Genomic DNA, 12,703 nt, shown 5'->3' on the forward strand with positions numbered 1-12,703 from the left:
AATTTAGTTACAAAATAGGAATTCAAAAATGAAACTGTCTACTTTCGCTATTGCTCTAACATTATCTGTTGCTGCCACTCAATCTTTCGCAAAAGATGTCGTACTAAAGCCAATTAACGACAACATCGAAACACAAGCATGTTTAACTGCTGCTGAAGATGGTTTTGGTCCTGCATTGCGTCTTATCCGTTCAAAAGGTTTTAACGCAGAAGAGTTCAGTGCATCTGTACGTTGCAACGGCGAATCACTTCGCACTTTTGCTTACATGTACAAAAACAACAAGGCGACTGAAAACGCGAAAACTGTAGCACTTGTTGCTAAAAACCAAGATGTTGCGTCACAGGCTTGTCTAGAAGCGCTTTCAGTAGGTAAAGAAGCGGCACTAGCGAAGTTTGGTTTGGAAGGTGAGAACATTATTTGTAACCACAAAACAATGTCTGATTTTGTTCGCGAATACAGTGCAGAGAACGTAGTTGTTCGCACTGCTGCTGAATAAGACTGCGTTTTAGGATAGCAACCTACTGCTAATATTTAGTACAGTTTCATGGCCTTTCGCTTGAAAGGGCGAAAGGCCTGACACTTTACGCTTCGCTTGATTTAATTCTACGTAAGTCTTCTCGCATCGGCCAACCTTTAGCCGCACCGTTCAGTTTTTTCATTTTATATAGGCCTTAAAATAGGCGTAACGCTACACCTATAGTTATTGGTTTTCATCTGAATAAATCAAATGAAACTCAGTTTGCCTGCCATCTAAATAGGTTACTGACTGACCGTCAAAAAATGCATCTTCTTCCAGCATAATTCTAATTTCTTTGTTCCACTCTTTAATAAAGCTTGCTGCATTGAGTTCTATCGAATAAGCCGTCTGTGCAAACACTGGATAGTCACCTTGAACTGGTACTCCTTCCTGTGCATCCCACATTCCTATCGTTGGACCTGCCGCGTGCCCATGAAAACCAAGCGGGTGGGTGTAAATAGCGGGCGTAATGCCTTGTTCGATAGCCTGCTGTCGCGACATACTCAAAATAGTGTTACCTGTTCTGCCTACTTTAAAATTACCGGTCAGAATGTCCTGCAACTGGTTTCCAGATTTAAGTGCTTCCTTAAGTGAAGCTGGCGCGTCTTTTTCACCAGGCTTTAACACGTAAGCATGCTGCTGTTGATCAGTATTAAGTCGAAGGTAAGTAATGCCGAAATCGACATGAATGAGATCGCCCGGCCGAATGATGTTTTCACCAGGACGCTTGCTAAACGCGGTAATTTGGTCGAAGACTTCACTGTCTTTACGTTGAATTGAGACAGTAGGATGAAACCAGTTGGTCAGCCCTAAAGCGCGCGTTTGATCACGCAGCCACCATACTACATCGTCAGTGGTGGTCACGTTAGGGGTTATAACTTCATTTGAAAATGCCGTTGCTATCAATGAATGACCAATTTGAGTAAGTACCGGATAATATTGCATTTCAAGGTCACTGCGCGTTTCCAGCCAACCGATTGAGAGTCTTTCGCCACTTACAACGCGGCTTTTCAGCGCTTCAGGAAGTACGGCCATAAATTTATCGTGTTCGGTAGAGGTCATGCCATCAGCGAGCGCAAATGAATCAGACGTATTAATTGCAATTTTAACGGGATTCCGGGCTTCGATAACGTGTTTCAATGCCTTCCACTGGTCGGGTTGTGCTTCCTTATCCCACGCTTTTTTAAATAGTGACCCTACCGCATATCTTGCAACCGCCAAACGTTCTAGCGGTTGACCATTGCCGGGGTTATAAATGACTAACATGGTATGACGTCGTGCGGAAATCCAAGTAGAAGGTAACATGGTTTTTAAAACGGGATCTTCGTTGTATTCCCGGGACATTAACACCCACATGTCGATGCCTTCACGCTCCATAATTTGGGGCAGCACAGAATTGAAGCGTTCAACGGTGATCTTATCAATCAGCTCGCTTCGCTGTTTCATACTAAGAATGTTATTCGCCCATGCGTTTGCCGATAGGGATAACATTACTAAACCTAAACTTACCGCTAGTAGCTTTCTCATCCATGTTTCCTGTCTATTATTATTAAAATGATCACAGTGCGCGTTCATTTTTAGTAAACAAACTTAGCAAACAAAGATATAAAGTAAAACGCGCACGAGTGAGGTAAGGTTAATCTAACACTAAAATTGAAAGTTCAGCTAGGTGTATCACTTAATAGCCCTAGTTATATGAAACGACTTCAATCTCTATGTTTTGCTGAGCCATGAAATAAAAGCGTCTACCTGGTTCATAATCGCCATGGCTAAAAGTATTGAAATTTAGTGCCAGAACCCGCTGCTCTGTTTCGTCTAAATTAGGCACAACAATACCGATGTGGTTGATATTGGCGAGGGTTTTATAATCGCTTTCTATATCATTGATAATTTTAGGTCTGTAAAGGGCTAGGTAGTCTTTATCGTTTCCTACGTGCACCGTGTAGCCGTCATTTTTGGCGCCGCCGCTCCACCGTACTTTCCAACCAAATAGCGTACAAAGTAAGCTGGCTAGCTCATCTGGGTTTTCAACGGTGATATTCGCGTGCTCTAAGTATGCAATTGTCATGTGTTTTTCCTTGTGTAGATAATCAACGAAAAACAGCTTAATATCTAAAGCTAACTTTAGATCAAGCATTTTTTACCCGCTATTTCGAAATTGGAAAAGGGGCGTTATGGCACCAGAACCTATGGTAAGCATTGGCTTTATTGCTGAACGTACTGGCAATGCTGTTTCATTAATTCGCTATTATGCCAACGAAGGGCTTATTCCTTCTGTGCGCACAAATGGCGGAAATAGAGCATTTCCTCGCTCTGTCATTCGTAGAGTTTCCTTTATTTTGATCGCGCAAAATATGGGGTATTCCCTTGCTGAGATAAAGAGTCTGTTGTCTACACTTCCAGACAACAGAACGCCAACACAAGCTGATTGGGCAAAATTAAGCACGGTGTTTAATCAGCATATCGAAGCCAAAATTGCAGCGCTGACCAGTTTGAAGACGTCGTTAGAAGGCTGTATTGGCTGTGGGTGTTTGTCATTAGACCGCTGTAGGCTTTACAATACCGACGATAAAGTGGCAGCCCAAGGTAGCGGTGCCCAGTTGCTCGATGAAAACGTGCAATCCCAGTTCTTAGTTTCACACAAAAAGTAGCGCTTCATGCACCCAAAAAATCTTCACAAGAACGGCTATCCTATGGATACGCTGTGCCAGACATACCCAGCGCTCAAGTCTTTTCTCGTTCGTGCTAAAAGCGGCAATACCAGTATAGATTTCACCAGCCCAAAAGCGGTGAAGGTGCTTAATGCGGCCTTACTTCATCACTACTACCGCCTTGAATATTGGGATATTCCTGATGGCTACTTATGCCCCCCTGTACCTGGAAGAGCAGATTATATCCACGGTATTGCTGATTTATTAAAAAGTAGTGCGCAGGGTGAGCAGAGTCAACAGGGGAAAGATCAAAACGTTCGTGGGCTTGATATAGGCGTGGGCGCAAATGCTATCTATCCTATTATCGGCGTTACATCCTATGACTGGTCGTTCGTAGGGAGTGATGTTGACGACGTCGCAGTAAAAAGTGCTAAAGCTATTGCTAGTAAAAATAGTGTGTTAGCCCATAAATTCCAAGTGCGTAAACAAGCGAATAGAGCAAGTATTTTCAACGGCGTGATTGAAGCAAATGAACGATTTACGTTTACTATGTGCAATCCTCCGTTTCATAAGTCTGCGCAAGAGGCACTGTCAGGCACGCGAAGGAAGACATCAAATTTAACCCGCAATAAACAGAAACGAAGTGGTACAAAGTTCACCGATAATCGTAAGCAAGGTTTTGGGCATCGTACATCCAAGCTACAAGGTAAAAATGCCGCTTACCAAGGTAAGGACGCAAACTTAAATTTTGCGGGCCAAGCGAATGAACTGTGGTGCGAAGGGGGTGAACTTGCCTTTATTCAGCGCATGGTTCAAGAGAGTGTCTCTGTAAAAGACAATGTAGAATGGTTCACCTGCTTGGTGTCGAAGAGTGCCCATTTGAAACCAATTAAAACCAGTATTGATTATTACGGTGCTGCGCAGTGTAAAGTGATTGATATGGGACAGGGAAGTAAATTGAGTCGTTTTGTTGCGTGGACTTTTTAACCGTCGTATCGCTAAGTTAAATTGACCGAGTACAGTTGAAGCAGCATAGTGCGAGCACGCATAGCATTTGCTAAGGAAAGTGGTTCTTGTTCTGAAGAACCACTTTCCAATTCAACGTTTAGAAGCTGAAGGTTTTTGATACACCAAACACAATGCGCTCATCGGCGGTATCAAAATCAAGATTGGTGTTTTCAGCAGCAATTTCGAAATCGAACCCTTCATAGCTTGTTTGGTAAGCCAAACGGTAGTGGTAGAAAGAGGTGTCATCACCATTCCACAGCCACTTGTCACTGTCTAGTGAGTTAGATACGTCAAAGCTTGCACGTAAATGATGGTTGGGTGCGAGTTCAAAGGTATGAGCTACCATTGCGATAGCGTGTTTTGCGCCTGTTCCAAAGTAATCCCACGTGTACCAGAAGTTTAGTTCTGAGCTACCGTAGTCACTGGCATAACCAAACTTAGTATACACCTCTGGGTAATTGCCATCACTTGAATCATCGCCACCGTGATAAGAGTAATAAGCGATGCCGTAGTCCAAACTCACCGTTTCGGTTAGCATTTGGTAACGACCCACGTAAAAATCCCACTCAAGGTTTGTATCGCCACCAAAATCTACATTAGATGCCCACGTGCCTGCATAAGTGCCGTTATCAAATGCTTTATCAACACCGCCTTGTAGTGCAGGGTCGTTTTGCGTTTGGCTAACGCCGTTGAAGGTATAATCTGAAACCGCAGAGATATTGGCGCTCCAATCAGCGAATGAAGCTGAAGAATATAACGCTGCGACAATAGCCACTGTGAAAATATGCGTGGATGTAAAAAAAGAATTCAAATTTTTCATTGTTAAACACCTGTTTTTATCGTTGTTTTATTTGGCCCGCTTTCTAGTTAATGCGCTTTTACGCCGGTTTCGGGCAACACTTACCCCCATTGGCTCAAAGTGAGCCAATGTTAATGAGGTAAGAAGTGATTGATTTAATTAGTTGAGATTTTCTATCTTGGTAAAGTCGATTTTGTTTTCTTTCGGCGATGTTTTGATGGCCGTCACCGATTTAAACTTCTGACTTAGAATGAAAGCAAAGCAGCTAAAGAAGATAGCGATAACTAACGCACCCACCCACTGAATTTGCAAGAAGTCTAGTTTGAACAGCAGCGTGAGTAGCGAAAGCGCCACGATATTGAGAGCAATGTAATTGCCTTTACCGATGCGTTCAACGGTCATGTTTAGATTATCTGTGTACAGTCTAATCAGTGAATCAAGTGAGTTGATCACAAAGACGACACCCACACACACCATGGCTAAATTGGTTATCCCCTCAGTAGGAATACCTGCACTGTGATAGTGGTACAGTACCGAAAACCAAGCCGCAATCGGGATAGATGGAATGACCATCATAGCCAACATGACTTGATAAGTTTTAAGACCGCCCACGAAACGAGACGTAAACTGACCAATCATGATGCTCCAGCTGAACCACCAGAATAGATAGAACTCGTGATACTCATTAATGGGCAATACGAAGTTATCGATGTTCGCAAAGTACCCGCCAATAAGACCTAGGTTGGTAAAATAAGCCGTTATCTCACTTTCGCCAAATACAAATGCTGCCGCCCACATGCCAACAATGAGGGCGATGAATACCCATGTGGTTGTTAGGCTTAAAATACGCACGTATTTAATGCTAGTGCTCGAATATACGGCAAAAGCAATGGCTGCAAACACAATCAGGTAGAACGCAGGCACGACAGATTCTCCGTCGCCTATCGACGGTAAATACCACGGAAGGTTAGACAGTAATAGAAACGCCGTGAAAGCACAGGTTCCGATGATTACAACGTTGTTTACGAACTTAACAACCGGAAGCTCGAAGAACTTTACTTTAGGTTCGATTACGCAGAAATAAAAACAAGTAAGAAAGTAGAATCCCCAAATTAAGAATCCCCAAAAACCAAACTCAATGGCGAGCGGATTGGTGAAGGCATATTCAGGACTTGCGCTTATGTCAGCATAACCAGCAAATTCAGTGAGCGGGAACATAATAAGGCCCACGTCCAAACCTGAGGTAAAGAGAATGGCAATAAAGGTAAAGGTTCTAACTGGCGTTACGCCGACCACTTTCATGTTGCCCCATTTAAACAAAATATAGGCTACAGAAAGTAGAGTGAAAATAATGCCTGCACTAAGCCATACTGTCATTATCACCCTCCCAATATTGATAAAAATGAAACATGTTTTTTCCTTTTTTTCGTTATTAAACAGTCCACCCAACTACACATTAAAGCCTTATATGAAAGGCGGCATGTAGGCACTGTGGAAGGTGCGCTTGTTTTAACAACAAGCACACTGGTGCGAGATAGTTCAGAAATCTAGCGTTGCTCTGTTTGCCAATGCGGGTGAATATCCACGGGCACATTTTGTGGTGGCAAAGCGGGTTTACCCAGAATGATGTCTGCCGCCTTTTCCGCCACCATGATGGTTGGCGCATTTAGGTTTCCGTTTGGAATTGTAGGGAAGATAGAAGAATCCACCACTCGCAATCCTTCAATGCCATGAACATTGGTTTGAGAATCTACCACTGCCATCTCATCTTCCCCCATTTTGCAAGAGCATGATGGATGGTAAGCGCTCTCAACGGCTTCACGCACAAAAGCGTCTATTTCTTCATCCGTTTGAATGTGCTCGCCAGGCTGAATTTCGCCGTCTCTGAAGTCGTCGAATGCTGACTGTGCGATGATTTCTCGTGTAAGTCTTACGCATGCTCTAAACCCTTCGATATCATCTGGATGCTGCAAATAGTTAAACAAAATTTTAGGTGGAACCGTCGGGTTAGCCGACTGAAGGGTTACGCTACCTCTACTTTTAGGTTTGTTGTGACCTACGTGCACTTGAAAGCCATCGCCATCAAACGCGGACTTTCCGTCGTATCGAATAGCGGCAGGCAAGAAATGGTACTGAATGTCAGGCCACTCTACGTCTGCTTTCGAGCGAATGAAGGCGCAAGACTCAAAGTGATTCGTAGCGCCTAACCCAGAACGGTTTAGCAACCAGCGAGCGCCGATCAACCCTTTTGAAATTAAGCCCAGTTTGCGATTTAACGTAATTGGCTGTTTGCACTTGTACTGGAAATAAAATTCCAAATGATCTTGCAGGTTTTGACCTACACCCGGCAGGTGGTGCTTAACATCGACACCTGCTTTTTCAAGAATCTCTTTGTCGCCAATTCCAGAAAGCTGCAGGATGTGTGGCGAGCCAATAGAGCCGGCACTTAAAATCACTTCGTTAGATGTGGCGGCAGTTTCGGCTTTGCCGTTAACTACATATTCAACGCCTTTTGCGGTTTTATCTTCCAGCACAACTTTAGTAACCAGCGCGCCAGTCACTATAGTTAAATTCTTACGCGATTTTATCGGGTCAAGATATTCACGGCTTGCCGAACTGCGTACACCATCTTTAACGGTCATATGCATAGGGCCGAAGCCTTCTTGCTGCTTACCATTGTAATCGCTAGTGATATCGTAGCCCGCCTGTTCACCGGCTTTAATGAAGGCCGTATAAAGCGGGTTCTTCATTTCGTTGCCGTTGTTAACGCCGAGTTCACCATTGCCACCTCGGTAAGCGTCGTTACCTTTGTACCAGGTTTCAGCTTTTTGGAAATAGGGTAGGCACGCCTGATAATTCCAGCCCTCTGCGCCGTGAGCTTCCCATTCATCAAAGTCTTTAGCGTGGCCGCGTACGTATACCATTCCGTTAATGGATGACGAGCCGCCCAACACTTTACCGCGTGGGCAGTGCATTTCACGGTTGTTTAAATAGGGCTCTTTTTCAGTGTTGAATTGCCACGCATACTTGTCGGTATTCATAGGAATAGACAGCGCCGTTGGCATCTTGATGAAAATGCTTTTATCTGAGCCACCGGTTTCCAGTAGCAACACCTTGTGCTTTGGGTTTTCTGATAAGCGGTTCGCTAGCACGCAGCCGGCAGAACCAGCTCCAACAATAATGTAATCAAATGTCTGCATATGTACTCCTACTGCGGCTTAAAACGGGCTCTCAATTTGGCTCATACCTACATAAACCGATTTGGTCTGTGTGTAGCTATTAAGCGTTTCAACGCCGTTTTCACGTCCAATGCCAGACTGTTTGTAGCCCCCTACAGGCATTTCAGCCGGAGAGTTACCATATGCATTTATCCAGCAAATACCGGCTTGAAGCTGGTGGATAACGCGGTGCGCGCGCTGGATGTCCTTACTAAATACACCGGCAGCTAAACCTAGCTCAGTGTCATTCGCGCGTGCGATCACTTCGTCTTCATCATCGAAGACTAACACGCTCATCACTGGTCCGAAGATCTCTTCTTTAACGATAGTCATATCGTCAGTGCAGTCAGTGAAAATTGTTGGCTCAACAAAATAGCCATTTGGCGCAGATGCCGGAGAGGCAGCGTTCCCGCCGGTTAACAGCGTTGCGCCTTCTTCTTTTCCTTTGGCAATATAGCCAAGTACTAGCTCTTGGTGCTTTTTAGAAATAAGTGCGCCTAGGTTTACGTTGGGGTCAAGTGGATCGCCCATAACAATGTTGTTTTCGGTACGGGCTTTAAGCTCATCAATAAAGGCTTGATAAACAGAACGTTGAACGTAAACACGGGTGCAGTTAGTGCAGATTTCACCTTGGGTGTAGAAATTACCAAGCATAGCGGCGCTAATAGCTTGGCTAATGTCGGCATCTTCGAATACTACAAGCGGTGACTTCCCGCCAAGCTCCATTGTTACGTCTTTTAAGTTCGACGCAGCGGCGCTTTGCATCACTTTTTTACCTGTGCCTACTTCACCAGTAAACGATACTTTCTCTATGTCAGGGCTGTTTGTAAGCCACTGACCTACTTGTGCTGCGCCTTGAACCACATTAAATACGCCGTCAGGTACGCCAGCTTCGGTGAAAATTTCAGCCAGTTTAAGCGCACCCATCGGGGTTTCTTCTGACGGCTTAAATATAAACGCATTACCTGCGGCAAGGGCAGGGCCTGATTTCCAGCAAGCGATTTGAATAGGGTAGTTCCATGCGCCAATACCGGCACAGATACCTAGCGCTTCTTTGCGCGTGTAGAAGAAATCGCCACCCACAGGTTGCTGGGTACCTAGTTGAGTAGGAGCTAGGCCGGCATAGTACTCAATGACATCAGCGCCAGTTTCAATATCAACACAGTCGGCTTCTTGAATAGGCTTACCGGTATCGAGTACTTCAAGTTTAGCGAGTTCGTCATTACGCTCACGAAGCAATGCAACCGCTTTATTAAGAATGCGGGTTCTTTCAATTGGCATCATTGCTGACCACACTGAAAAACCTTCTTTAGCGCTTTCAATTGCTTCTTGTTGAATAAACTCATCAGCCACTTCTACGTGGTAAATTACCTCACCGGTTGCGGGGTTGGTTACAGCAAAGGTTTCTTTGCTTTTGTTTGCCATCGGCTTGCCGTGAATGAAATTCTGATAAGTCGGTAATGACATGCATAAACTCCTACTTTTAAAAGGACTAAAACTTTCGCCAATTTGCGGGTACTGCGAATTAACTTCTATTACAAATACCTAATACGTAGAAATAGTTTCAAAATGATGAATAGTGTTGAAACTATTTTCTTTATTGAAGTGCTAACTTGCTCGAATAGAACACTTTCGCTTTGTAAAAGTCACCCTGTAAAAAACATCATTACCTACTGCGCCAATGACGCATTATTGAAGGTTTTAGGACGTAATGTCGCACGTCTTTTTACTGATGCTTTTATTTTAATTGGTCGTTCAATAAAAATAAATTGTATAGTGTTCTAACTATTGTTTCAACTTGTGAGCATTGTTACAGAAGCGGAATGGCTAGGAGTAACCTGCGAAGCTTGCTGGTAAGTGAGTGATTTTAAATAGTAAAAGTGTAAACATTAAATATATAAAGAATTAGCTATCCCCATGCTTAATTCCTTTTTGATTGACCAATTAAAGGTGCGAAAATGTTTAACTGAAACTAATTGAGTTGGAGGTAAGGGTTAACCTTGCGGGGCTAAAAGCTATTGCTCTTCGCAATTTGATACTGTTGAAAAGAGAAGTTAAAAGGGCAGCTTAGGCCCTTTCATCATGTGAGGTAAATATTAAGGTAGAGACTAAGCCTAAAACAGACAAGTAAGCGTCGATTTCGCTTTAGGTGCTTAAACTGCAATGGTAATAACCTGAGTTGATCGATAGGGTAGCAACATCACCTTTATTCCAAAACACTACGTTCTTGTTGTTGGTGTATTTTGCCCCCGATGCTGAACGTGATAACTGTACAATGTGATGGGTGTTGTTTAATGATAAAGCCAATGTGTCAGGCCCCAGCGTATTTACGCGTAATGTAGCGAGATTGGCATTAGGCGTTTCACATTTGTACGTTTTGGTCGACTCTTGTTCATTTGAGCCAACCACATCTTGTTTTTGCGATGAAGCCAGGTCAGACAATTTCGTATCTACATTACTTTTTGTCGCACTTGCCGATTTGTTTGTCGTCGATTGAGAAATCTGTGCAGCAATCGCTCTAATCGTTTCATTGCCATTACTGTCGTAAAGCACCAACCAAGTATTTTCCACTATCGAATAAGTTGCCGATGCGGTTAGCATTTCGATGAAGCGTTGCTCTTGCTTCATTAGCGCGGGCGCACATGCCTTTTTAGTGAGAATGAGCTTATCAGTGGAAAAAGATTCAGCTGAGCTTTTATCACTAAATACCGTATCGGCTTCATCAACATCTAGCGCTCCGGTAAACTGATTACAACCTGTACTTCCGCTTACTCTGCTAGTGTCTCCGTTTGAATTTACGTTAAGCGTAACATGGCTGAAATCGATAATTCCTGCTCGGTCTATACTTTCAACCTGCCAATGACTGTCCGCTAACGTAAGGGGTTTGCCTTCGGTATGCTTTTCACTACCTTCACTTTCATTTGAATAGAGAGAGGAGACCGAGCTGCACGCTGTTAAAGAAAGAAGCGCAGAACCTGTCAAAGCCCAAAGGTACTTCCTGTAAGTCATGAAAACTCCAATTGTTTTTAATCAATTTCACTATGATTCGCGATAGCCAACTAAGTTCATCTTTAATCTTTGAGCTCAAATAGCACGAAGAGCACCACTATACCTCCACTTTGTCGTCAAAACGACAGTTCGTAAGCGAAAGAACGGAGTAAACTAACACCTTGATATAACTTATGGGTGACGCAGTATGAAAAATTTAGAACAGCACTTGAGTGAGTACGCCAAGTACCACAGAGATCAAAGAAACATATACACCCATTATGTCGGTATTCCGCTAATTGTTTTCTCGGTTTTCTGTCTACTAAGTAAGCCTGCGTTTCTAGTTAGCGCGCCAATTTTTGGGGAAATGATCATAAGCCCAGCGCTCTTTGTTTGGGCAATTGGTAATGCGTTCTACATTAAGTTAGATATAAAACTTGGCATAGTTATGACGCTTATTACGGGGGCTATGGTCTATTTCGCTCAACCCATCGCACAGAATGAAGTGGGAACATGGCTTGCTATCTCACTTGGCATTTTTATTGGTGGTTGGGTGCTTCAGTTTATTGGTCATCACTATGAAGGTAAAAAGCCTGCGTTTGTCGACGACATAATGGGGCTGGCAATAGGACCACTATTTGTGCTTGCAGAATTAAGCTTTGAGCTAGGCCTTAGAAGCGCACTTAAAGAAGAGATAGAACGCCGTTCTGGACCCATAAAGTAACTGCTTTAGATAGCGCGTTGAAACAACCAGTCTCAACGCGCTGTCATAACATAATCGCTAAGCTTTCATCTTCTCTATCGTTTCTTTACGCAATTGTATTTTAGACTCAGCAAAAGACTGTCTAGGCAACATCTTCAACTTTTCTGCATAACCCATGGCCGTTGCTAAAACCTGCTCTTGAGGCACCGCAGCGTCGATAAAGCCCGCTTTCACTGCTTCTTTACCTTGGTAAATACGTGAAAAAAGCAATGCTTCAGTTTGAGACGTATTCGCTAGTCTGGCTTTGGCTAGCTCCATACCAAAAGGCGGCAGCACCATACCAATGGCGGTTTCATTAAGCCCATATTTAGTATCTGCGTCTTTACCAATACGCAAGTCGGCAGCTAAAAGCATAATAGCGCCCATTGCAATGCTGTGACCTTCAGCAGCAACGACAACAGGTAGTGGGAAGCTATAAAGACGTACGATTAACTCCGCGCCTTTTGATACCAACTCGTGTTGTTTTGCTTTGTCGTCGGCTTTCATTACTGATAAATCAAACCCTCCGCAAAACTTGCCTTCACCGCCGTGTAATACAACCGCTTTTGCGTTTTGCTCTGCTTCATCTAAGGCATCATTAAACTGCTGAATAAGATCAAAGCCTACGGCGTTAACTTTTCCGTCGTCAAAGGTGATTACTGCAATATCGTTATTAATAGCTAAATTAAACGCCATGGTATGTCCTGTCACTTTCTTAGTAGGAATTAATTTACGTTACACTCTGTTAAGCGCAACTTTCTAGCAGTGATTGTAGGTAAT

General features: G+C 43.6%; 12 protein-coding genes. 4 read left to right on the forward strand and 8 right to left on the reverse strand.

Features of this window, described 5'->3' with window-relative positions; genetic code table 11:
• Nucleotides 1-28: 28 nt before the first annotated feature.
• Complete coding sequence (locus BZA03_RS06705; protein ID WP_014950289.1) at nt 29-496, forward strand: hypothetical protein; 468 nt, start codon at nt 29-31, stop codon at nt 494-496.
• A 204-nt stretch (nt 497-700) separates the two neighbouring features.
• Here the strand turns inward: BZA03_RS06705 and BZA03_RS06710 are convergent, their stop codons facing one another.
• Together BZA03_RS06710 and BZA03_RS06715 are read right to left on the reverse strand one after the other, a co-directional pair.
• The gene (locus BZA03_RS06710) at nt 701-2,044 is read right to left on the reverse strand and encodes a M24 family metallopeptidase (protein ID WP_110288318.1); all 1,344 of its coding nucleotides are present in this window, start codon (nt 2,042-2,044) and stop codon (nt 701-703) included.
• 160 nt (nt 2,045-2,204) lie between these two features.
• Nucleotides 2,205-2,585, reverse strand: a complete 381-nt coding sequence (locus tag BZA03_RS06715; RefSeq protein ID WP_014950287.1) for a VOC family protein — start codon at nt 2,583-2,585, stop codon at nt 2,205-2,207.
• Nucleotides 2,586-2,691: 106 nt separating this feature from the next.
• Here BZA03_RS06715 and soxR point away from each other — a divergent pair, with 106 nt between their 5' ends.
• Both soxR and rlmF read left to right on the forward strand, forming a co-directional pair.
• Nucleotides 2,692-3,168: a redox-sensitive transcriptional activator SoxR gene (gene soxR, locus BZA03_RS06720; protein WP_110288319.1), complete on the forward strand. Its 477-nt coding sequence runs from the start codon at nt 2,692-2,694 to the stop codon at nt 3,166-3,168.
• Between the two features lie 6 nt (nt 3,169-3,174).
• Nucleotides 3,175-4,155 carry a 23S rRNA (adenine(1618)-N(6))-methyltransferase RlmF gene (rlmF, locus tag BZA03_RS06725; RefSeq protein ID WP_110288320.1) on the forward strand — a complete coding sequence of 327 codons (981 nt, stop codon included), beginning with the start codon at nt 3,175-3,177 and terminating at the stop codon, nt 4,153-4,155.
• Between the two features lie 118 nt (nt 4,156-4,273).
• Here rlmF and BZA03_RS06730 read toward each other — a convergent pair whose 3' ends face one another.
• From BZA03_RS06730 to BZA03_RS06750, 5 genes are all read right to left on the reverse strand, one after another.
• Nucleotides 4,274-4,996 carry a TorF family putative porin gene (locus tag BZA03_RS06730; protein ID WP_014977124.1) on the reverse strand — a complete coding sequence of 241 codons (723 nt, stop codon included), beginning with the start codon at nt 4,994-4,996 and terminating at the stop codon, nt 4,274-4,276.
• Nucleotides 4,997-5,134: 138 nt separating this feature from the next.
• The gene (locus BZA03_RS06735) at nt 5,135-6,352 is read right to left on the reverse strand and encodes a choline transporter (protein ID WP_014950283.1); all 1,218 of its coding nucleotides are present in this window, start codon (nt 6,350-6,352) and stop codon (nt 5,135-5,137) included.
• Nucleotides 6,353-6,522: 170 nt separating this feature from the next.
• Nucleotides 6,523-8,175, reverse strand: coding sequence for a choline dehydrogenase (gene betA / locus BZA03_RS06740; protein ID WP_110288321.1), 1,653 nt, complete (start codon nt 8,173-8,175; stop codon nt 6,523-6,525).
• Between the two features lie 18 nt (nt 8,176-8,193).
• Nucleotides 8,194-9,660: a betaine-aldehyde dehydrogenase gene (gene betB / locus BZA03_RS06745; RefSeq protein ID WP_110288322.1), complete on the reverse strand. Its 1,467-nt coding sequence runs from the start codon at nt 9,658-9,660 to the stop codon at nt 8,194-8,196.
• 678 nt (nt 9,661-10,338) lie between these two features.
• Entirely contained in the window at nt 10,339-11,202 is an 864-nt protein-coding gene (locus BZA03_RS06750) for an META domain-containing protein (RefSeq protein ID WP_110288323.1), read from the reverse strand.
• A gap of 187 nt (nt 11,203-11,389) precedes the next feature.
• Here BZA03_RS06750 and BZA03_RS06755 point away from each other — a divergent pair, with 187 nt between their 5' ends.
• On the forward strand, nt 11,390-11,905 hold the full coding sequence (locus BZA03_RS06755; RefSeq protein WP_014977121.1) for a DUF962 domain-containing protein: 516 nt from the start codon (nt 11,390-11,392) through the stop codon (nt 11,903-11,905).
• A 57-nt stretch (nt 11,906-11,962) separates the two neighbouring features.
• On the opposite strand, the gene BZA03_RS06760 is transcribed toward BZA03_RS06755, so the two are convergent.
• Nucleotides 11,963-12,619: a crotonase/enoyl-CoA hydratase family protein gene (locus BZA03_RS06760; protein WP_110288324.1), complete on the reverse strand. Its 657-nt coding sequence runs from the start codon at nt 12,617-12,619 to the stop codon at nt 11,963-11,965.
• Nucleotides 12,620-12,703 lie beyond the last annotated feature (84 nt).

The organism is Alteromonas sp. I10, assembly GCF_003201515.1.
Taxonomy (GTDB): domain Bacteria; phylum Pseudomonadota; class Gammaproteobacteria; order Enterobacterales; family Alteromonadaceae; genus Alteromonas; species Alteromonas macleodii.